General features: G+C 40.1%; 16 protein-coding genes and 2 tRNA genes. 10 read left to right on the top strand and 8 right to left on the bottom strand.

The window, feature by feature from the left end; genetic code table 11:
• Window positions 1-23 precede the first annotated feature (23 nt).
• Window positions 24-656: a 7-carboxy-7-deazaguanine synthase QueE gene (locus ACESK1_RS02180; RefSeq protein ID WP_372917463.1), complete on the top strand. Its 633-nt coding sequence runs from the start codon at window positions 24-26 to the stop codon at window positions 654-656.
• Between the two features lie 47 nt (window positions 657-703).
• Here ACESK1_RS02180 and ACESK1_RS02175 read toward each other — a convergent pair whose 3' ends face one another.
• Complete coding sequence (locus ACESK1_RS02175) at window positions 704-1276, bottom strand: DUF2911 domain-containing protein (protein ID WP_372917461.1); 573 nt, start codon at window positions 1274-1276, stop codon at window positions 704-706.
• 264 nt (window positions 1277-1540) lie between these two features.
• Here ACESK1_RS02175 and asnB point away from each other — a divergent pair, with 264 nt between their 5' ends.
• From asnB to secDF, 5 genes are all read left to right on the top strand, one after another.
• Window positions 1541-3163, top strand: coding sequence for an asparagine synthase B (gene asnB, locus ACESK1_RS02170; protein WP_372917459.1), 1623 nt, complete (start codon window positions 1541-1543; stop codon window positions 3161-3163).
• A 180-nt stretch (window positions 3164-3343) separates the two neighbouring features.
• Window positions 3344-5281 (top strand): DNA topoisomerase (ATP-hydrolyzing) subunit B, encoded by a 1938-nt coding sequence (gyrB, locus tag ACESK1_RS02165; RefSeq protein ID WP_372917457.1) that lies wholly within the window; start codon window positions 3344-3346, stop codon window positions 5279-5281.
• 147 nt (window positions 5282-5428) lie between these two features.
• The gene (locus tag ACESK1_RS02160; protein ID WP_372917455.1) at window positions 5429-6397 is read left to right on the top strand and encodes a DUF6588 family protein; all 969 of its coding nucleotides are present in this window, start codon (window positions 5429-5431) and stop codon (window positions 6395-6397) included.
• A gap of 94 nt (window positions 6398-6491) precedes the next feature.
• Window positions 6492-7418 carry a malate dehydrogenase gene (locus ACESK1_RS02155; RefSeq protein WP_372917453.1) on the top strand — a complete coding sequence of 309 codons (927 nt, stop codon included), beginning with the start codon at window positions 6492-6494 and terminating at the stop codon, window positions 7416-7418.
• Window positions 7419-7583: 165 nt separating this feature from the next.
• Window positions 7584-10583, top strand: coding sequence for a protein translocase subunit SecDF (gene secDF, locus ACESK1_RS02150; RefSeq protein ID WP_372917451.1), 3000 nt, complete (start codon window positions 7584-7586; stop codon window positions 10581-10583).
• A 268-nt stretch (window positions 10584-10851) separates the two neighbouring features.
• Here secDF and ACESK1_RS02145 read toward each other — a convergent pair whose 3' ends face one another.
• From ACESK1_RS02145 to folE, 5 genes are read right to left on the bottom strand one after another with little or no spacing between them, the layout of a single operon-like run.
• Window positions 10852-11349 (bottom strand): DUF192 domain-containing protein, encoded by a 498-nt coding sequence (locus tag ACESK1_RS02145; protein ID WP_372917449.1) that lies wholly within the window; start codon window positions 11347-11349, stop codon window positions 10852-10854.
• On the bottom strand, window positions 11346-12167 hold the full coding sequence (gene lgt / locus ACESK1_RS02140) for a prolipoprotein diacylglyceryl transferase (RefSeq protein WP_372917448.1): 822 nt from the start codon (window positions 12165-12167) through the stop codon (window positions 11346-11348). Before lgt ends, ACESK1_RS02145 begins: the two co-directional genes overlap by 4 nt.
• A 57-nt stretch (window positions 12168-12224) precedes the next feature.
• Entirely contained in the window at window positions 12225-12464 is a 240-nt protein-coding gene (gene yidD / locus ACESK1_RS02135) for a membrane protein insertion efficiency factor YidD (protein ID WP_372917446.1), read from the bottom strand.
• A 3-nt stretch (window positions 12465-12467) separates the two neighbouring features.
• The gene (cysS, locus tag ACESK1_RS02130; protein ID WP_372917444.1) at window positions 12468-13955 is read right to left on the bottom strand and encodes a cysteine--tRNA ligase; all 1488 of its coding nucleotides are present in this window, start codon (window positions 13953-13955) and stop codon (window positions 12468-12470) included.
• Between the two features lie 27 nt (window positions 13956-13982).
• Window positions 13983-14663 carry a GTP cyclohydrolase I FolE gene (folE, locus tag ACESK1_RS02125; protein WP_372917442.1) on the bottom strand — a complete coding sequence of 227 codons (681 nt, stop codon included), beginning with the start codon at window positions 14661-14663 and terminating at the stop codon, window positions 13983-13985.
• Between the two features lie 134 nt (window positions 14664-14797).
• Between folE and ACESK1_RS02120 the strand changes: the two genes are divergently transcribed.
• Complete coding sequence (locus ACESK1_RS02120; RefSeq protein ID WP_372917440.1) at window positions 14798-16615, top strand: T9SS type B sorting domain-containing protein; 1818 nt, start codon at window positions 14798-14800, stop codon at window positions 16613-16615.
• A 44-nt stretch (window positions 16616-16659) separates the two neighbouring features.
• Here the strand turns inward: ACESK1_RS02120 and ACESK1_RS02115 are convergent, their stop codons facing one another.
• Both ACESK1_RS02115 and ACESK1_RS02110 read right to left on the bottom strand, forming a co-directional pair.
• Window positions 16660-18165, bottom strand: coding sequence for an OmpP1/FadL family transporter (locus tag ACESK1_RS02115; RefSeq protein ID WP_372917438.1), 1506 nt, complete (start codon window positions 18163-18165; stop codon window positions 16660-16662).
• 86 nt (window positions 18166-18251) lie between these two features.
• Entirely contained in the window at window positions 18252-19343 is a 1092-nt protein-coding gene (locus ACESK1_RS02110) for a hypothetical protein (RefSeq protein ID WP_372917436.1), read from the bottom strand.
• A 126-nt stretch (window positions 19344-19469) separates the two neighbouring features.
• Here ACESK1_RS02110 and proS point away from each other — a divergent pair, with 126 nt between their 5' ends.
• The 3 genes from proS to ACESK1_RS02095 all read left to right on the top strand — a co-directional run bounded on the left by proS (window position 19470) and on the right by ACESK1_RS02095 (window position 21228).
• The gene (gene proS / locus ACESK1_RS02105; protein ID WP_372917434.1) at window positions 19470-20948 is read left to right on the top strand and encodes a proline--tRNA ligase; all 1479 of its coding nucleotides are present in this window, start codon (window positions 19470-19472) and stop codon (window positions 20946-20948) included.
• A gap of 76 nt (window positions 20949-21024) precedes the next feature.
• Window positions 21025-21096: transfer RNA gene (locus tag ACESK1_RS02100), tRNA-Glu, on the top strand.
• Window positions 21097-21156: 60 nt separating this feature from the next.
• Window positions 21157-21228 (top strand) — tRNA-Glu (locus tag ACESK1_RS02095).
• The last annotated feature ends 49 nt before the right edge of the window (window positions 21229-21277 follow it).

Below are 21277 nucleotides of genomic sequence, written 5' to 3'. Positions count from 1 at the left end.
GATATTCCGTATCTTTGCAGGCTATGATTACAGAAGAGACAAGAACGCTGGTTGATGAGGGAATAATGCTTCCGTTAATGGAAGAGTTCTATACCATACAGGGGGAAGGATTCCATAAAGGGACTGCCGCTTATTTTATTAGAATAGGAGGCTGCGATGTTGGATGCCACTGGTGTGATGTTAAGGAAAGTTGGGATGCAGGCTTGCACCCGCCCACTCATATTGGCAAAATAATTGAAAATGCTACTTCCCATAGTGATACTGTGGTGGTGACAGGTGGCGAACCATTAACCTGGGATATGACCCAACTCACTCAGGGTTTAAAAAATAAAGGCAGCAAAATACACATTGAAACCTCGGGAGCATACAAATTAACCGGCCAGTGGGACTGGATCTGTCTTTCGCCAAAAAAGAAAAAGCTTCCGACTGAAGAAATATATCCTTTGGCTAATGAACTTAAGATGATCGTTTTTAACAAGCACGACTTTGAGTTTGCTGAAGAACAGGCCGCAAAGGTAAGTGATGAATGTATTCTTTATCTTCAACCGGAATGGAGTAAAAGGGATAAAATGATGCCGCTAATCGTGGATTATGTGATGAAAAATCCGAAGTGGAAAGTATCACTCCAAACTCATAAATACCTTAATATACCATAACAAAAAACGCCCGGTGAGGGCGTTTTTTGTTATGGTAGGAAAATGAGTTAATCTACATTCTTAAAGGGAACTTTCACATATTTGTCGTCCCAGCCAATTAAAAGATTAGTTCCGTCATCTTCACGGGCTCTTTCAAAGGTCATAGATAGATTCTCAATCTTTGTTGGAGATTCTCTTACTGGCACTGTTATTCTCACCAAATCTTCTTCATCGGTATATTCATAAGCGCCCCATGTGTGGGTGCTTTGGTTTAGAATAATTGTCCATTCTTTTTCCTCCGGAATGGAGAAAAGAGTATAAGTTCCTGCTTCCACAACAGCATCACCTACTTTCATGTCTTTATAAAGGGTGAGTTCGGTAGCTTCATTAGCTCCGGTTCTCCAAACCTGGCCGTAGGGCACTAATTTACCAAAAACAACTCTATCGCGTTTGGTGGGTCTGCTGTAAAGTACCCGGGCGATAACATCTTCATTGCTATCGCGGTAGACGGTAAGATCCATTGGACTAGCATCCATTTTGGGGAAATTAGGAGATGTGGTGGTGTCTCTTTCCTGTGCCGTAAGCTCGGGAATTCCCATAAAACAAATAATTCCCAGTGCTGCGATTAAAATTTTCTTCATAGTGTTGTTGATTAATTTTTCCTTTAAATATAAGAGTTATTGTGATAAATACAGAAGAGATCTGCAAAAATCATCAATAATAATCAGACAGATATCTTGCCAAATTTACATATCTAAACTTTTTGAGAGAAAATTAAGACACAAATCTTTTATTTGTATACATAAAACGCATTTTCAGTTTATAATTAGTAGTGATTTGCAACTATTTGTTTTTAAAATGAAACCTTCAGCGCATATTTGCCTTGAAATATTAAAGTAATTATTATGTGTGGAATTTTAGCAGTAATCGGAGATCGATTAAGTAAAGAGAAAGCAAGTGAGTTTTCTAAAAGGATGTCCCATCGCGGACCTGATGAAAGCGGACTGCAAATTACCGAAGAAGGATATTTGTTAAGTCATGAAAGACTTTCTATTGTGGATTTGCAAACGGGACAACAACCCATTCAGGGATCTAATAAAGCCTGGATGATCCATAATGGGGAGATCTATAACCACCAATCACTGCGGGATAATGAGCTGAAAGGCCACCAATTCAGAACAACAGGAGATTCTGAAGTAATAGTTCATATGTATGAAAAATACGGTTATGAATTTGTAGATAAACTCGATGGCGTGTTTGCATTTGTTGTGGTAGACGGCAAAGATTTTATAGCGGCCCGTGATCCAATTGGGGTGAAACCCTTATACTACGGCACCGATGAGGATGGTGCGATCTGGTTTGCCAGTGAAATGAAAGCGCTTGCCGATGAATGTACCAGTTTTTCTGCCTTTCCTCCGGGACATTATTATACGCCTGAAACGGGTTTTGTAGAATATTATAAACCTGACTGGTATGACTATACTAAAGCTGATAAGGAGCTTGATCTGAAAAAAATTAGGGAAAGCCTTATTGAAGCTACAAGAAAACGCCTTATGGCTGATGTGCCTCTTGGAGTTTTGTTAAGCGGCGGACTCGATTCTTCGCTTACCTCTTCTATAGCAGCAAGGTTGATGAAAGACAGCGGTCAAAAACTGCATTCCTTTTCCATAGGTTTAGATGAAAGCGCTCCCGATTTGGTAGCCGCCCGGAAAGTTGCAGCATTCCTTGGTACCGAACATCATGAGATACACTTTACCGTTGAAGAGGGAATTGAAATCCTAAAAAAACTGGTGTGGCACCTCGAAACTTACGATGTTACATCGATTAGAGCCAGCACCCCAATGTATTTCCTATCAAAAGCAATTAAAGAAAAAGGGGTGAAAGTAGTACTTTCAGGGGAAGGAGCCGATGAGATCTTTGGAGGTTATCTTTATTTCAAAAACGCACCCTCAGCTGATGAATTTCAGAAGGAAACAATTAGAAGAGTTCAACGCTTGGCTACTGCCGATTGTTTAAGAGCCGATAAATCGACTATGGCTCATGGACTGGAGGCAAGAGTTCCATTTTTAGATAAAGCCTTTTTAGAGGTTGCCATGGAAACCCAGGCCATTCATAAAATGCCAAAAACCTATGATGGAGTAGAGAAATATATAGTTAGAAAAGCATTCGATACGCCTGAAGAGCCCTTTTTACCCGAAGAAGTGCTTTGGAGACAAAAGGAGCAGTTTAGTGATGGAGTTGGCTATAGTTGGATAGATGAGCTTATCGCATATGCTTCAGCCCGAGTAAGTGACTGGGAAATGGCCCAGGCGGCTCATAAATATCCACATAATACTCCCATCACCAAGGAAGCATATTTCTATAGGGAAATTTTTGCCTCTCATTTTCCGCAGGAGAGTGCAGCCAAAACCGTGAAAAGATGGGTTCCAAAATGGCAGGAAGATCTGGATCCAAGTGGAAGAGCCAACTCTTCACACGTGGCTTCTACAGCGAAAAAAGAACTGGAAGAATTTGCCAAAGCATCATAAAATAAACATGTGGTTTGTTACGCCCGTAGTGCCAGGTTTAAGTTTACCTGTTCTACGGGCTTTTTTTGCACAAATTGTTAATAACTTAAAGGCTTAAAATCAGGCTTCCGCTAGCAAAAAATAAGGGTTTTGTTATATTTGTTCGTTATATAAAAACAGACGAATTTAATCAAAGAATATATGAGCGAAGAACCCAAGAAACAATATTCGGCTGATAGTATCCAGGCGCTTGAAGGAATGGAGCATGTGCGCATGCGACCTTCGATGTATATTGGTGATACCGGGGTAAGAGGATTGCATCATTTGGTATATGAGGTGGTAGATAACTCCATAGATGAAGCTATGGCAGGCCACTGTGACACCATTACAGTTACAATTAATGAAGACGGCTCGGTAACTACCGAGGATAACGGCCGGGGTATTCCTATTGATCTTCACAAAAAAGAAGGAGTTTCTGCCCTTGAGGTGGTAATGACCAAGATTGGAGCCGGAGGAAAATTCGATAAGGATTCTTATAAGGTTTCCGGAGGTTTGCACGGAGTAGGAGTAAGTTGTGTAAATGCACTTTCTTCTTCTTTAAAAGCCACGGTTTATCGTGACGGCAAAATCTGGGAGCAGGAATACGAACTTGGGAAGCCATTATATCCCGTAAAACCTGTTGGAGAATCAGATAAGAACGGGACGATAATTACCTTTAAACCCGATTCTTCAATATTTCAGCAAAGTGTAGATTACAGTTATGAAACTTTATCAAGTAGAATGCGCGAGCTGGCTTATTTGAATAAAGGAATACAGATCACTTTAACCGATAAGCGTGAGACTAACAAAGAGGGAGAATATCTCTCTGAGAGATTTTATTCTGAAGAAGGATTAAAAGAATTTATAAAATTCCTCGATGGAAATCGTGAACCTATAATCAGCGATGTAATCGCGATTGAAGGTGAAAAGAATGATATTCCTGTTGAGGTGGCGATGGTTTATAACACCTCGTTCAATGAGAATTTACATTCTTACGTAAACAATATCAATACTCACGAAGGAGGAACGCATTTATCTGGATTTAGACGTGGTTTAACCACTACGCTTAAGAAATATGCCGATGCTTCGGGAATGTTGGATAAACTGAAATTTGAAATAACCGGAGATGATTTCCGGGAAGGGTTAACCGCTATTATTTCAGTAAAGGTAGCCGAGCCTCAATTTGAGGGACAAACAAAGACTAAACTTGGAAACAGGGAAGTAACATCGGCGGTTTCTCAGGCAGTTTCAGAAATGCTTGAAAATTACCTGGAAGAAAATCCTAATGATGCGAAGATCATTGTTCAAAAGGTGATTCTTGCTGCCCAAGCCAGAAACGCGGCTAAGAAAGCCCGTGATATGGTACAGCGTAAAACCGCAATGAGCATTGGTGGTTTGCCAGGGAAATTATCAGACTGCTCAGAGCAGGATCCTTCTAAAAGTGAGGTATTCCTGGTTGAGGGAGATTCGGCAGGTGGAACTGCCAAGCAGGGAAGAGACCGTAAATTCCAGGCTATTCTTCCGTTAAGAGGTAAAATTCTTAATGTTGAAAAAGCCATGACTCATCGGGTATTTGAAAACGAAGAGATCAAGAATATCTATACTGCACTTGGTGTAACAATAGGTACCGAAGAAGACAGTAAAGCCCTAAACACCGATAAATTAAGATATCATAAAGTTGTGATTATGTGTGATGCGGATGTAGATGGTAGCCACATTGAAACTTTGATTCTAACTTTCTTCTTTAGATATATGAAGGAACTTATAGAAGGAGGTAATATTTACATTGCAACACCACCTTTATACCTTGTGAAAAAAGGAGGCAAGAAGCGTTACGCCTGGAGTGAGGAAGAGCGCGACGAAATTGCCGAAAGCTATAGTGGCGGAGTGCAAATTCAGCGATATAAAGGTCTTGGTGAGATGAATGCAGAACAACTTTGGGATACTACTATGGATCCTGAAAAGCGTAAACTTCGTCAGGTTAATATTGATAACAGTAGTGAGGCAGATAGGATTTTCTCTATGCTTATGGGTGATGAAGTTCCGCCGAGACGTGAATTTATTGAGAAGAACGCAAAATATGCAAATATTGATGCATAATTAGCGCTTGCTAAAAACAAAAACCCGTGCCTGTCACGGGTTTTTTTTGTTTTAAGATTTTTTTTGAATTAGTCTTTTTCGATGATTATTAAATATGCTGCAAAAGTATTTTTGCTATTTTTACTCCATTAACTAAACCTCAATCTTGTGAAAATTCTAACCAGAACTGTTTGCACCCTACTTTTATTTCTTTCTTCAAATCTTATAACCGCCCAAAATGATGTAGATGCCGTAGTAGGCGATTTGCTTCATATTGCCGATGAATTTGCCAGTCCGGCTGCATCGGGAGCTGCTTACCAGGCCAGTGCGGGATGGTTTACTTCAGCACAAAGCCTCGCTCCCTGGAAGTTTGAAGTTTCCATCCATGGGAATGGTCTCATTGTTCCAAGTAGTAAAAAGACAAGTACTACGGGTAATAATGAACTTAGTTTACTTAATATTAAAGGAGCGTCTAATGCCAAAGTTCCAACGGCCTTTGGAGGAACTACCGATGTTTATTATGAAGGAAGTGTAATGGGAAATTCTTTCGAGTTTCAGGCTTTGGAAGGAGTGGATAAAGGACTTGTTCCACATCCATTTGTACAGGTAACAATGGGTTTGCCTTTCGAATCTGAATTTACTGTTCGGGCTCTTCCTGAAATGACTATAGATGATGTGAATTTCAGTACTTATGGGGCAGGGATAAAACATAATTTCAGCCAGTATTTTATGTTTAATGAACCTGAAGATCTACAGATTTCTGCACTTATTACTTACAGCAAGTTTGATGTGAAATATGCTTTTGATCCAGTGAACATCCCTCAAGTCGCAGTTCTAGACTTAATTGATGTGAACGGTGATCTTTGGCTTTTTGAAGCCTTGGCCTCAAAGCGTTATGAGAATTTCGAGATATTTGGAGCTTTGGGAGCAACAAATTCTAATTTTGCTTATGCCATGGATGGAAGCGGACCTTTTTTAGGTGATATAAATACTGCCCTGGAAACCCTGGGAGAAAATGAACTTCAGTTTAAAGGAGACATAGGTTTTAATTTATATTTCAATAAATTTAAGGTGAGTACAATGGTAACCGCAGGAAGTTTTTTTAATATGAATCTGGGGCTGCATTTCAGGATTTAAGGCCTTGGCTTTTACTTCTTTCTATTAGTAAAGCATGTCCTTATTTCGTATTTTCGCTATAAACTAATATTAATCGATTTAAATCATAAATAACATGAAAGTTACTATAGTTGGAGCTGGTGCGGTAGGTGCCAGTTGTGCCGAATATGTTGCCATTAAAGACTTCGCCTCTGAAGTGGTGCTACTCGATATTAAAGAAGGTTTTGCTGAAGGTAAAGCAATGGACCTTATGCAAACTGCAACCCTAAATGGGTTTGACACCAAAATCACCGGGACTACCGGAGGTTACGCAAAAACCGCTAACAGTGATGTTGCTGTAATTACCAGTGGTATTCCGCGTAAACCGGGAATGACCAGAGAAGAATTAATAGGAATTAATGCTGGCATTGTAAAAGATGTATCTGCAAACCTAATTAAGCATTCTCCTGATGTTATTTTAATTGTGGTGAGTAATCCTATGGATACCATGACTTATCTGGTACACAAAACCACAAATCTTCCAAAAAATAAGATCATTGGAATGGGTGGAGCTCTAGACAGCGCCCGTTTCAAATACCGTTTAAGCGAAGCTTTAGAATGCCCACCATCTGATATTGACGGAATGGTGATTGGTGGTCATAGTGACACCGGAATGGTGCCGCTTACCAGGCTCGCAACAAGAAATTCTGTTCCGGTAACAGCATTTATATCTGAAGATCGTTTGAACCAGGTTTCAGAAGATACTAAAGTTGGAGGGGCAACCCTTACCAAGTTATTAGGTACTTCTGCATGGTATGCGCCCGGAGCTGCGGTTTCTGCTCTGGTTCAGGCCATTGCCTGTGATCAGAAAAAAATGTTCCCTTGTTCAGCATTGCTGGAAGGTGAATATGGACTCAATGATATTTGTATTGGTGTGCCGGCAATCTTAGGTAAAGAGGGTCTTGAAAAGATTGTTGAACTTGAGCTTAGCGATGCCGAAAGTGCTAAAATGAAAGAAAGCGCCGAAGGTGTGAAAAAAACAAATTCACTGCTTGAGGTGTAATAACCGAAAAGTTCAAATATTTTCTTAAAAAAGGTCGCGGAAACTGCGGCCTTTTTTAGCTTTAAAAGTTAAATTATTCCAAAAAAAAATATTGGGATTTGATTTTTGAAACCCTATATTTGTCCGTTTTTAAAATCGACCTATTTAATTATAATTTAAGGAATAATGCAGAACAAAGGACTGATTAAGGTTTTTGCAATTTTATTTGGACTGGTATGTATTTACCAGCTTTCATTTACGTTTATCACAAATAAAGTTGAAAATGAAGCTGAAGAATTTGCCATTCAAAAAATTGGTGAAGATGTAGATAATTATTCAGTTTTAAGAGATGCTGAAGAGAAACGTTATCTGGACTCTATAGGAGGAAACGATATTATTGCCGGAATCACCTATGATGACGCCAAGGATAAAGAGCTTAATAAAGGTTTAGACCTTAAAGGAGGGATTAACGTAATTCTTCAGATTTCGGTGAGGGACATTCTTCATGGTCTTGCTAACGATACAAATGATCCAGCCTTCAACCGTGCTTTGGATGAAGCCGATGAAGCTCAGGACGATAGTCAGGACGATTATATAGATTTGTTCTTTGATGCTTACAACGATATTCCGGACGCCAGGCTAGCTTCTCCCGATGTTTTCTTTAATAAATCTCTTAGTGAGGAGATTAATTCTGAAATGTCTAATGATGAAGTTGAAAGCGTTATAAGAAGAAAAGTCGACGAGTCTATTACTTCAGCCTTTGAAGTACTTCGTAAGCGTATCGATAAATTTGGAGTAACACAACCAAATATTCAGCGTTTAGGAAATTCAGGGAGAATTCTTGTTGAACTTCCTGGGGCTAAAGATATAGGCAGGGTTCAAAACCTGCTTCAAAGTACTGCTCAATTAGAGTTTTGGCATGTATATAAAAGCAATGAATTCGGAAACTTTCTTGCAGAAGCAAATAATCGTTTAATCGAATTAGTTGGAGATAAAGAGGAAGCTCAGGCAGAAACCGATACCACTGACACAGAAGACAGTGATCTTGATGAACTACTTGCTGAAGCCGAAGATGATACGTCAGATGTTGCTACTGGCAATAATCCATTATTCGATCTAATAAAATCACCAGGCTCTCAGGGAGGCCCTGTTTTAGCTTATTTCTCTACCAGAGATACAGCTAAAGCTATGGAATATCTTAATAGATCTCAGGTAAGATCTCTTTTACCTGCAGAACAACGTTATGCTAAATTTGTATGGGGAATTCCGGAAGGTGATGCAGATCTTGTAGGTCTATACGCTTTAAAAGGAAACAGGAGTATGACTCCCCCTCTAAGCGGAGATGTGATTACCGATGCTCAGCAAACCTACGATCAGGTTGGAAGAATAGCAGTTTCAATGCAAATGGATGGTACAGGAGCTAAAGCCTGGGAAGAAATGACCGGTTTTGCTTCCAATAACCAGAGCCAGATCGCAATTGTACTGGATAATATAGTGTATTCTGCTCCCGGAGTTTCCAGCGGGCCTATCTCAGGAGGTAGAAGTGAGATCACCGGAGATTTCTCAATAACTGAAGGACAGGATTTAGCTAACGTTCTTAGAGCAGGTAAACTTCCTGCTTCAGCAGATATTATTCAAAGTGAGATCGTAGGGCCAAGTTTAGGTCAGGAAGCTATAGATAGCGGAATTATGTCTTTTGCCATAGCGCTTATCTTTGTACTTCTTTGGATGATCTTCTACTACGGAAAAGCCGGTATTTATGCCGATATAGCCCTTGCAGTTAACATTCTCTTCATCTTCGGAATTTTAGCCGGACTTGGTGCCGTCCTTACCTTGCCTGGTATTGCCGGTATTGTTTTGACCATTGGTATTTCGGTGGATGCGAACGTACTTATTTTTGAAAGGATTAGAGAAGAGCTTGCAAAAGGGAAAATGCAGAAGGATGCCATTAAAGATGGTTTCAATAATGCACTTTCGTCTATTCTCGATGCGAATATAACCACCGGTCTTACAGCTTTCATTCTTTTGATTCTTGGAACCGGACCTATTAAAGGATTTGCTACTACCTTATTAATAGGTATTGCAACCTCTTTATTTACTGCAATATTCATTACCCGTCTGTTTATAGACGGTTATGCAAAAAGCGGAAAAGAACTTCCTTTCTCTACTGCAGCGACAAAGAATCTTTTCAGAAATGTGAAGGTAGATTGGTTAGGAAAGAGAAAACTTGCATACGTGATCTCGGGTATAATGATCATTATAAGTTTAGGTTCACTACTTGTTCAGGGATTAAACCTTGGAGTTGACTTTGTGGGTGGTAGAACTTACACGGTGCGTTTTGACAAGGATATTTCTCCTACCGATGTTCAGGATGACCTGATAGCTGTTTTTGGAAGTGCAGAGGCTAAAACTTTTGGACCAAACAATCAGCTTAAAATCACAACCAACTATCGTGTTGATGACGATGGATCTGAAGTAGATGAAGAAATCTCCAGAAGCATGTATGATGCCCTTCAGGATTACCTGCCATCAGATCTCTCTTATGAGCAATTTTCAGCAGGAGGAAGTGATCGTGAACTTGGAATTATGCAATCTATGAAGGTTGGGCCTACCATCGCCGATGATATTAAGAATGACTCTTTCTGGGCTATTTTAGGATCCCTGGTGGTTATTTTCCTTTATATCTTATTGAGGTTTAGAAAATGGCAATTCAGTATTGGATCGGTTGCAGCTGTGGCTCACGATGTAATTATTGTATTGGGTGTTTTCTCTCTGCTTTACAAGGTGATGCCTTTTAGTATGGAAATCAACCAGGCATTTATCGCTGCGATATTAACCGTGATAGGTTACTCGCTTAACGATACCGTGGTAGTATTTGACAGGATCAGGGAGTTTGTTAATGAGCATACCTCCTGGAACCTTGACAGAACTATTAACAGGGCTTTGGATAGTACGATAAGCCGTACACTGAACACCTCGCTCACTACCTTAATTGTATTGCTGGCTATCTTCATATTTGGAGGGGAAGGCATTAGAGGCTTTATGTTCGCCTTAATTATAGGTGTAATTGTGGGTACTTACTCATCTTTGTTTATCGCTACCCCGGTTATGTTTGACAGCGTTACCGATAAAGTGAAAATTCAGAGGAAAAAGAAACTTGAAGAAGAAGCTGAAACCACGGTTTAAGCTTCTCTTAAATAACAATACTGAAAAAGACCTTCTCTTTAATGGGAAGGTTTTTTTATGCTCAAAAATAAGAAGGATGATGGCTTGCATTCTACTATGCTTCCTTTGTAGTGCTTTGAAATAAATTGCCGAATTACTTTCCGGTGCCGTTGAGATATCAACTATAATTAGGGAGCAAATAGCTTTAGGCGACGCGGAGTTACCATGAATACAAATAAAAAAGCCCTCCTGGGAGGAAGGCTATTAATTTCTTACAATATGTTCTGATTTAATCTATTCTTTCAAAGTAGATCTTATCTCCAACTTCAATATTCCATTCTTCGATGAGGCCTGCATTTAATTCCAATACAAACTTTGCGGGTTCATCTGAAGGTAATGAGGTTTCATCCATAGGCTCAGCATTCTCATAGTAGCTTACTGCTGTGCTGTCTGAAGCATAGTAAATGATATCCAAAGGTATATAGGTATTCTTCATATAGAACGCACGTGGTGCCGCTTCATCGTAGATAAACAGCATCCCCTGTGAATCTTCCATGCTGTCCCGGTACATTAAACCTGTTTCGTGTTCGTATTGACTATCGGCAATTTCAATATCTATTTTTCTAATGGTATCACCTTCAGGTTTGATAAGGCTTAACTCTCCTTCTTTGGTGAATTCAATGCTTTCTTCAATTATTTCTTCTTCGGGCTTAGTATCTTCTTTACAAGAGGAAAAAAGAACTACTGAAGCCAAACCCAGACTTAAAAAGAGGTTTCTGCGAATCATAGGCTTCGATTTTTAGTTGGACGATACATGAAATAAAAACCTGCAATTATAAATGGAATACTCAACCACTGGCCTGTATTTAATAACCAGGTGGCACGTTCTTCTACCTGAGCTTCTTTAACGAATTCTACAAAGAACCTTACCGTCCAAAGAAGTACGAGGAATAGACCAAAGATGTATCCCATTTTAAAACGTTTCTCGGTTTTCCAGTATAAATACCATAGCAGAATAAAGATAAGTAAATAACACACCGATTCGTAAAGTTGGGCAGGATGCCTTGGAAAGTCTTCCCCTAGTTTGGCGAAAATAATTCCGTAATCTGAGTTTGTAGGCTTTCCAATTATTTCAGAATTGATGAAATTCCCTATTCTTATAAAAATACCACCACTGGCCACCGGAATTACAATACGGTCCAGAATCCAGAGAACTGGTTTGTCCAGAACCTTCTTTCGGTATAAATACATTGCAATGATAATTCCTATAGCTGCGCCATGACTGGCAAGACCTCTGAAACCTGTGAATTCAAATTCAGGCTCAAATCTTACGGGTAAGAATATCTCCAGTAAATGATCCTGAAAGTAATCCCAGTCGTAGAAGATCACATGACCCAACCTGGCTCCAATTAGGGTAGCAATCACAGTGTAAATAAATAAGGAATCCAGTTTCTCAATAGCAATACCTTCCCGGGTATAGATACTTTTCATTATATACCATCCCAGGCCAAAGGCGATAAGGAACATTAAGCTGTAATAATGAAGCGTGAAGAATCCCAGATCCAAACCTTCAGCCGGATTCCAGGTAATTGCATTTAAAAACATGAAGCGAATTTTATGTTAGTTCAGTAAAGATACATATTTGCAGGTTTCTGCAAGTTGCTAGGTATGCTTTTTTGGCGGAACCGGGTCGTAGCCTTTTCCGCCCCAGGGATTGCAGCTAACAATCCTTTTTATACTAAGCCAGCCACCTTTAAATAACCCGAATCTCTCTAAAGCGGTAAGAGAATATTGAGAGCAGGTAGGGCTATAGCGGCATGTTGCAGGAGTAAGTGGAGAGATGAAATTCCGATAAAATTTCACCAACAGGATAAATGGATATGCGAGTATCTTTTTAAGCATTTACTATTCGATACTGAAGGTTGTACCTTCTTTTCCGTCTTTAAGCTGGATGCCTATAGCCTGTAATTGATCTCTTATCTGGTCACTCAAAGCAAAATCCTTATTTACTCTGGCCTCAGCCCGAAGCTTAATCAGAAGTTCTATGGTTTCTGAAAGTTGTTTTTGCGTGCTTTCCTCATTTTCTGAAGCCTTTTCAAGAAGGCCTAACACATCAAACATGAAGTTCTTCATGGTTTCGTGAAGGATTTCCCTGTCTTCGGAAGTGATCTCTGCTTTGCCTTCTTTAACCGTGTTGATGAATTTCGCAGCATCAAAAAGTTTTGCGATAAGAATCGGACTGTTAAAGTCGTCATTCATTGCATCATAGCAGGATTGTTTCCATTCCTTAATAGAAATAGTTGAGGACTTACCAACCGGTAATTTCTGGATTTGGTGGTAAGCGTCCATAAGACGGTTGAAGCCTTTTTCACTTGCCGAAAGCGCTTCATTGGAGAAATCAAGCACACTTCTATAATGTGCCTGAAGGATGAAGAACCTTGTTACATTGGGAGAAAATGGTTTATCGAGGATATCGTTATTTCCGGAAAAAATCTCCTCAGGGAGAATATTATTTCCGGTGCTTTTGGCCATTTTTTTACCGTTAAGAGTGAGCATATTTGCATGCATCCAATAATGCACCGGGTTTTTTCCGGTTGAAGCTTCACCTTGCGCAATTTCACACTCGTGATGGGGAAATTTCAGGTCCATCCCGCCCCCGTGAATATCAAATTCTTCCCCGAGATATTTGGTGCTCATAGCTGTACATTCCAGGTGCCAGCCAGGGAACCCATCACTCCAAGGAGATGGCCAACGCATAATGTGTTGTGGTTCTGCCTTTTTCCATAATGCGAAATCCTGGGGATTCTTCTTATCGCTTTGGGCGGCAAGTTCGCGGGTATTTGCGATCATATCTTCCAGGGAGCGCCCGCTTAGTTTTCCGTAGTGATGACTTTCATTGTATTTCATCACATCAAAATAAACCGAGCCGTTCGCTTCGTATGCAAATCCTTTTTTTAGGATCTCTTTTATAATTTCAATTTGTTCAACGATATGGCCAGTCGCAGTAGGTTCAATACTTGGCGGCAGGTTGTTGAATTTCTGCAGGATATTGTGAAAATCTATGGTATAGCGTTGTACTACTTCCATAGGTTCAATTTGTTCCAGGCGTGCTTTTTTAGCGATACGATCTTCCCCGCTGTCAGCATCATTCTCAAGGTGACCGGCATCAGTGATATTTCTAACATACCTTACCTTATAGCCCAAATGCTTCAAATATCTGAAAATAAGGTCGAAGGAAATGAAAGTGCGGCAATTGCCTAAATGAACATTGCTATAAACGGTGGGACCGCACACATACATGCCTACATTTCCCGCATTTATGGGGGTGAAAGTTTCTTTCTCCCCACTCATTGAATTATATAGTTTTAAGCTTTGTTCATCAAAAAGCGCCATAGGTAGCTAGTTATTAAATGGTAATAATTATGAAAAGGAAGTGTCTAGTTTGATGTAGTCCAAAAATTCGCGTTTCACCTCTAAGTTCTTAAACGCTCCACCGAATTCACTGGTTACGGTACTACTTTCAATATCTCTTATTCCGCGGCTGTTAACACAAAGATGTTTCGCATCAATAACACAGGCAACATCCGGTGTGCCTAAAGCTCTTTGCAGTTCCTGAACAATCTGCATTGTCATTCGTTCCTGAACCTGTGGTCGCTTGGCAAAATAATCAACGATCCGGTTCATTTTGGAAAGTCCTATAACTCGTCCTTTTGAAATATAAGCTACGTGGGCTTTTCCCACAATAGGAAGTAAGTGATGTTCGCAGGTAGAATAAACTGTAATATTCTTTTCTACCAACATCTCTCCATATTTGTACTTATTTTCAAATGTGGAAGCTTTAGGCTTGTTTGCAGGGTCAAGTCCGGAAAATATCTCATTCACGAACATCTTTGCAACCCGTTGTGGAGTTCCTTTAAGACTGTCATCGGTGAGGTCCAATCCCAGGGTTTCCATCATCTTTTTTACATCATCTTTGATTAAGGCAACTTTCTCAATGTTACTGAGATCAAAAGCATCTTCACGTATCGGAGTTTCTGCACTGCTACCTGCGTGGGCATCCCCCATTTCATCAATTTCAGTCAAAATTTTGTCTATTTTCATACCGTTTTTACAATAATAGTCGAAACTGGTGGTTTCAGCTTGCAAAGATACAATTTTAATGGGTTTTTTACTTCTTCTTAAAAACTGAAGATACGGGCTTATTATCTAAAATTATATATCTTGCTATTGCAGCTATGAAACCAGTTTTTTCTCTGTTAATCTTTCTTTTCTTAAGCCTACCTTCATTTTGGGCTCAGGGCGAGGTTTGTGCAAATATTGAGCCTTTTTGTGCCGGAGGCGAGGAATATGTTTTTGCCAATACATATAATGAAAATGGACAACCAAGAGAAGCCGAAACAGGTCCATTTTATGGTGATCTCACCACCCAGCGAAATCCAAGCTGGTATTTTCTTCAGGTTCAGGAAAGTGGTGAGTTAGATTTCTTGATTTCTCAAACTGAAAATGCTGATGGGACTGGTGGAATCCTTGATGTTGATTATGCAGTCTGGGGGCCATTTTTACCGGCGGACGATATTTGCGATTATGATTTGTTGAGTGAGGAGAATTTAGTAGGTAGTTCCTACGAACCTGACAGTGTAGAAAGAATGGATCTTGGGGAAACACAAGCCGGGGAAATTTATGTGGTTTTGATAACAAACCATAGCAATATGCAAGGTTTTATTAAACTTGAACAAGTAAACGCCGGGGAACCCGGGGCAGGCTCCACTGATTGTTTTCAGGGTGGCCTGGAAGATGAGATCTATGGTTGTGAAGGTGATTCGGTGATTGTGGATGGTACCGTTTTGTTCGCCGATGAATATACCTGGTATGTTGAAGAAAATGGAATATTTGAGGAAATTGAAGGGGAAACCGATGCTTATTTGGAAGTAGAGGAAGAAGGAACTTACAAACTCATAGTTTCCAACAGATTTTCCGAAGTGATAGAGGATTATGTATTTGTTGGTTTTAATCCTGAACCTATAGCGAAGGAGCCAGAAGAATTGTATATCTGTGATGGTAGCCAGGAAACTATAGACCTTACTGAATTAAATGCTGAAATTACCGCCGGTAATCCATCTTCTGAGGAGCTGGAAGTAATTTATTTTGAATCTGAAGAACAGCTTGAAGAAGATAACCCGATTAGCGATCCTGGGGGTTATCCTAAAGTCGAAACCCAGGAGATCCTTGCGTTGATTAGTTCTGAAAGTGGGTGTTATTCCAAACCTGTGAAGGTGAGTATTGAAGTGGATATTATTCCGGAAGATATTTTATCCGAAACTATAATTTTATGTGCTGACCTTCAGGGCAACCTTATCGAGGATATTCAACTTGGTGAAGATCTTGGTCAGAATTATGAATACGAATGGTTTTTAGGAGAAGAACAGGTTTCTGCACAGGCTGTTCTCATGTTGGATGAGATTCCGGATGCTGATGAACTCAGGCTGGAAATCACAGATATAAGAGGAAATTGTACCCAAAGTTTTGAATCGGAATTATTGGTTTTTTCTGCTCCTGAAAAAGTTGATATTGAAGTTACGGGTAATGATTTCGAAGAAGGTTTTACAGTAACGGCGGAAGCCATCCCAGGTTTTTCGGAAAATGCCGTTTATGAGTTTCAATTAGATGACGGACCCTGGCAGGATAGCAATGTTTTTAGAAATGTTCTGCCCGGGAATCACAATATTACCGCCAGAGAAATAAATGGTTGCGGAGCTACTACGTCAGAAGATTTTGACCTGGTTGGTTATCCACGGTTTTTCACTCCAAATTCCGATGGATATAATGATTCCTGGAAAATTGAAGGCGATGAGGATATAGAAGTTCTGAAACTTTTTATCTATGACCGCTATGGAAAACTGCTTAAACAATTAAGCCCAAATGGGGCCGGGTGGGACGGTACCTATAGAGGGAGGAATTTGCCTGCTGATGATTATTGGTTTAGCCTGGAATATCTCGATCGAAATACCGGTGAAACCAATATTTTTAAGTCTCATTTCACCCTAAAAAGATAAAAGCGCCCCGAAGACGCTTTTAAAATCAATTTTTTTATTTCTTATTAAAGTCCGAAACTGAGGGACAAAACCACACTTGAAAGGTCCCGGTTAACTCTGTAAGTGTCTGTTAAACCAACATCAAACATTTGAGGGTTTTCATCTCTCTGAGCATTGGTATAAGCCAGATCTAATTTAATACTTCCAAAATTATAGCCAAGTCCAGCGGAATAACCGGTAAGATCTCCTACCGTAATTTCGTCCTGATATGGGCTTTCCTCGAAGCGGTAACCCCCGCGAAGGCTCCAGTTTTGAATTCTGTATTCTCCTCCAAATCTAAAAGTGGAGGCGGCCTTAAGATTATTCGCAATCTGCTCATTCTGAAAAGTGAAATCAGGATCGTTCTTTGGTCTGAATTCAATATTTGAATAATCTTTATAGGAATAATCAAAACTAATCAAGCCTTGTCCACCAAACAGGACAGCAATACTACCATTCAGTTTTGAAGGGGTCTTCAAAGTATAATCAGGATAAACGTTTAAAACATTTGGATTTACAGTTACGCGTTCGTTCTGATTATTGTTGGTTTCAAGATACTGAGTGGTCTGTTCTTCAATAGAAAGCCAGGTGGGCGATTCATAGGAAGCACCTATCCTTACATTTTCATTTGCCTTACCGATAGCACCAAGCTGAAATGAGAATCCGTTTCCGTTGGTACTTAGATTATTATTAAAACGAACTTCATTAGTCGCACTGCCACTATTGTTGTTGGTTTCAAGGTAACGGGTAGAGCGATCGTAATTTATAAAATGCGTGTTCAGGTTAGCTCCCAGGTAAAGAAAATCTTCATACTGAGTACCGAAGTTAAAGGTGAATTTCCCGTTTAAACCGGTTGCATAAGACGCAAATTCCTGGTTAAAATTTCCTGGGGCGATAAAGGAGTTGTAGGTTGTATTTTCAGGATCGTCTATGTCGTGGTCAATTACATAACCTTGATATCCAAGCATAGCCTGCTGAGCACCAAAACCTTCGTTTTCGCCTAAATAGGTGTAAAGTTCAGAAACTGTTTCACCATCCATAGTTTGCAGAAGATCCAGCGGGATTCCATCGGCATAACCTAAAAAGTATTGGTCTATCGAATTATTTCCGGTTCCGGCAGCAATAAAACTATCATCAAAATTCCTTGTCTTTGAGTAATTCATTCCAAGACTGAATTTCCTCCAGGAGCTGTTATTTTCAGTGTCGAAAACCAAAACCCCACCTGCCTGGTTGAAGTAAACATCAGATTCTTCATTGGAGGTATAGCTATTAAAGTAATTCACATCATTATTGCGACTTTCGAAATCCAGAGTAACAGTCCCAAAACTGTTCAGAAAAACCGCAGATCCGGCAGGGTTGACTGAAATTGCCGACATGTCGCCTCCAAGCGCTCCAAAAGCACCACTCATTGCACGAAACCGAGCTGTACCGGTAAGATCTTCGGAAGAATATCTATAGGCATCGGTTATATTCTGGGCCTGAGCATAAGAAACACTTAATAAAGCGATCAAAACTATGGCTAACTTTTTCATACTAATATTTTTTAGTCTTATGATTTCTTAAAAAAACCTTACAAGACGGGTCCTGTAAGGTTGTGATTTATTTCAAATTCTGAAAATTATCCTCTACCACCACCGCTTCTACGAGAGCTTCCTGAACTTCTTGTTGTTCCGGAGCTTCGTGTTGAAGAAGAAGAGCTTCTAACTGCGCCACTACTTCGCGTGGAAGTATTAGAAGACCTGTTGTATGTATTGTTGCTTCTGGTAGTTCGACTTCTGTTATAAGTAGGTCTTGAATCTGAGCGCCTGTTATAAATATTGGTGTTAACACGGGTTGGTTCAGAATTTCTGGTCGATCTACTATAAATCCTTGAATTTGCATTTCGGGTAGTAGCTTGTCTGCGGGTTGAGACATCATTATTTCTAATACTTCTAATACTTCTGGAATAAGAGCTTCTGGCATCTACTGAAGCGTTTCTTCGGGTTGAAGTGTAGTCGCTATAAGAATTTCTTCTTCCTGTGTTGTATGCAACATCGTCGTAGCGTGTGTTATACCGGTGACCATAAGTCCATGCATTATATGGGTTGCCATAATATCCACCCATACCATACCAACTACCCCAGTAGGATCCAAACCCAAAGCCCCAACCAATTCGGCTGCCCCATGGGCTGTAGCCAAAACGAGAGCCCCAGTGTGGACCATAATATCCAGGTCCCCAGAAAGGATCTATAAAAAATGGATCATACCAGCGATGATAGTACGATGCGGCCCAGCCCCAACGATAAGGGTTGTAGAAACCACCATACATTCCATTATTATAGATGTTAATGGTATATTGATCGGGGTCGTTCCCCCAGGGAGCATATCCGCCGGAGTATTCCATGGCGTCTTGCTCGTATAATTCGTCTTCATACTCGTCTGCAGAAGAATAGTCCTCCACATCGGTAAAGATCATATTATCTGCCATTTCTCCGTAGAATGCAGATTTTTCAGCGAATAGATTTTTATAATAGCTTCCTGCGTTATTGTCTTGAGTAGCATATTGAGATTGTTCGGTTTCAGAAGAAGGATAGGTTTGGCTTCTGTCGCCATAGATTCCGTCTTCATAGCCGGAATACTGTGTGGAACCACAAGATGCTAACAATAGCAATAAGATTAACGGCGCTAAAAAAATGCCCGCTCTTTTTGGAATGTAGTGATTGCGTATCATTAGCTTAGATTTTATTGTTGAACATTACAAAAATAGTTAGTTTTGCGCTAAATGTTAGTTACACACAGACTAACTATTTATTAATAAGTGTTAAATATAGCGCAAGTTTTGTGCCAAATTACTGGAATGGGGAAGAACTTAGTTACACGTAGTGAGGATTATTCGAAATGGTATAACGAGCTGGTAGTGAAGGCTAATCTCGCTGAGAACTCTGCAGTTCGCGGATGCATGGTGATTAAACCTTACGGCTATGCTATTTGGGAAAAGATGCAGGCCCAGCTGGATAAGATGTTCAAGGAAACAGGGCATGAAAATGCTTATTTTCCTCTTTTTGTACCGAAGAGTTTATTTGAAGCTGAAGAAAAGAATGCAGAAGGTTTTGCAAAGGAGTGCGCTGTAGTTACTCATTACAGATTAAAAACCAATCCTGATGATACTTCCAAACTTATGGTAGACCCTGAAGCGAAACTGGAGGAGGAACTTATAGTAAGACCTACTTCAGAAGCGATCATTTGGAATACTTATAAAAACTGGATACAGTCTTACCGGGATCTACCTCTGTTAATTAATCAGTGGGCCAATGTCGTGCGATGGGAGATGCGAACCCGATTATTTCTCAGAACCGCTGAATTCCTTTGGCAGGAAGGGCATACTGCCCATGCTACAAAACAGGAAGCTCTGGATGAGACAATGCTTATAAATGATCTGTATGCTGAATTTGCCGAGAATTTCATGGCCATGCCTGTAATTAAAGGGAGTAAAACAGAAAGTGAACGTTTTGCCGGAGCCGAAGAGACATATTGTATCGAAGCGATGATGCAGGATGGAAAAGCCCTTCAGGCCGGAACTTCGCATTTTCTTGGCCAGAATTTCGCTAAAGCTTTTGATGTGAAGTTTACTTCTAAAGAAGGCAAACTGGAACATGTTTGGGCTACCTCCTGGGGAGTTTCAACAAGGTTAATGGGAGCATTAGTAATGACACATAGTGATGATAACGGTCTGGTTTTGCCTCCAAATCTTGCGCCTATTCAGGTTGTAATTGTTCCTATTTATAAGGGAGAAGAACAGTTAGCGCAAATTTCTGAAGTTGCCAATAAGCTTGCAGGCGATTTGAAAGCTGCAGGAGTTTCCGTTAAATATGATGATAGAGATACCCAGAAACCCGGTTGGAAGTTTGCTCAGTACGAAATGCAGGGAGTACCGGTGAGATTAGCTATTGGTCCTAAAGATCTTGAAAAAGGTTCTGTGGAGCTTGCTAGAAGAGATACTTTGACCAAAGAATTTGTTCAGCAAACAGAAGTTGTTGGAAAAGTGAAAGGGTTAATGATTGAAATTCAGGATAATCTTTTTAATAAAGCCAAAGCTTATAGAGAGGACCATATAACCAAAGTAGATTCATTTGAAGAATTTAAAAAAGTATTGAAGGAAAAAGGCGGGTTTATTTCTGCGCATTGGGACGGGACATCAGAAACTGAAAATAAAATAAAAGACCTTACTAAAGCCACGATTAGGTGTATTCCGTTTGATAGGGAAGAAGAAGCGGGAACCTGTGTGCTCACGGGAGAACCTTCAGCGGGAAGGGTGCTTTTTGCTAAGGCGTATTAATTTTTAATTTTTTTCAGCATAGATTTGCGGCATTGAAAAATAGTTGTATTTTTGCATCCGCATTTGAAGAAAAAATGGTCCGTTCGTCTAGGGGTTAGGACGCCAGGTTTTCATCCTGGTAACAGGGGTTCGATTCCCCTACGGACTACAAAAGAAACAGAGCGCTGTTTCAAAGTTACCTGAAAAGGTGTTTTTATTGAAAATTAATGGTCCGTTCGTCTAGGGGTTAGGACGCCAGGTTTTCATCCTGGTAACAGGGGTTCGATTCCCCTACGGACTACAAGAAAAGATTAATTAAAGAAGAATATAATGGCAAATCACAAGTCAGC

Origin of the sequence: Salegentibacter sp., from assembly GCF_041642575.1 — a bacterium.
GTDB lineage: Bacteria > Bacteroidota > Bacteroidia > Flavobacteriales > Flavobacteriaceae > Salegentibacter.
This window is presented reverse-complemented; position numbering and strand designations above follow the sequence as displayed.

Bases quoted from the DNA above. Each gene is read 5' to 3' on its own strand.
- ACESK1_RS02180 (WP_372917463.1), top strand. From the start codon at position 24: ATGATTACAGAAGAGACAAGAACGCTGGTTGATGAGGGAATAATGCTT.
- ACESK1_RS02175 (WP_372917461.1), bottom strand. From the start codon at position 1,276: ATGAAGAAAATTTTAATCGCAGCACTGGGAATTATTTGTTTTATGGGA.
- asnB (WP_372917459.1), top strand. From the start codon at position 1,541: ATGTGTGGAATTTTAGCAGTAATCGGAGATCGATTAAGTAAAGAGAAA.
- gyrB (WP_372917457.1), top strand. From the start codon at position 3,344: ATGAGCGAAGAACCCAAGAAACAATATTCGGCTGATAGTATCCAGGCG.
- ACESK1_RS02155 (WP_372917453.1), top strand. From the start codon at position 6,492: ATGAAAGTTACTATAGTTGGAGCTGGTGCGGTAGGTGCCAGTTGTGCC.
- secDF (WP_372917451.1), top strand. From the start codon at position 7,584: ATGCAGAACAAAGGACTGATTAAGGTTTTTGCAATTTTATTTGGACTG.
- ACESK1_RS02145 (WP_372917449.1), bottom strand. From the start codon at position 11,349: ATGATTCGCAGAAACCTCTTTTTAAGTCTGGGTTTGGCTTCAGTAGTT.
- lgt (WP_372917448.1), bottom strand. From the start codon at position 12,167: ATGTTTTTAAATGCAATTACCTGGAATCCGGCTGAAGGTTTGGATCTG.
- yidD (WP_372917446.1), bottom strand. From the start codon at position 12,464: ATGCTTAAAAAGATACTCGCATATCCATTTATCCTGTTGGTGAAATTT.
- cysS (WP_372917444.1), bottom strand. From the start codon at position 13,955: ATGGCGCTTTTTGATGAACAAAGCTTAAAACTATATAATTCAATGAGT.
- folE (WP_372917442.1), bottom strand. From the start codon at position 14,663: ATGAAAATAGACAAAATTTTGACTGAAATTGATGAAATGGGGGATGCC.
- ACESK1_RS02120 (WP_372917440.1), top strand. From the start codon at position 14,798: ATGAAACCAGTTTTTTCTCTGTTAATCTTTCTTTTCTTAAGCCTACCT.
- ACESK1_RS02115 (WP_372917438.1), bottom strand. From the start codon at position 18,165: ATGAAAAAGTTAGCCATAGTTTTGATCGCTTTATTAAGTGTTTCTTAT.
- ACESK1_RS02110 (WP_372917436.1), bottom strand. From the start codon at position 19,343: ATGATACGCAATCACTACATTCCAAAAAGAGCGGGCATTTTTTTAGCG.
- proS (WP_372917434.1), top strand. From the start codon at position 19,470: ATGGGGAAGAACTTAGTTACACGTAGTGAGGATTATTCGAAATGGTAT.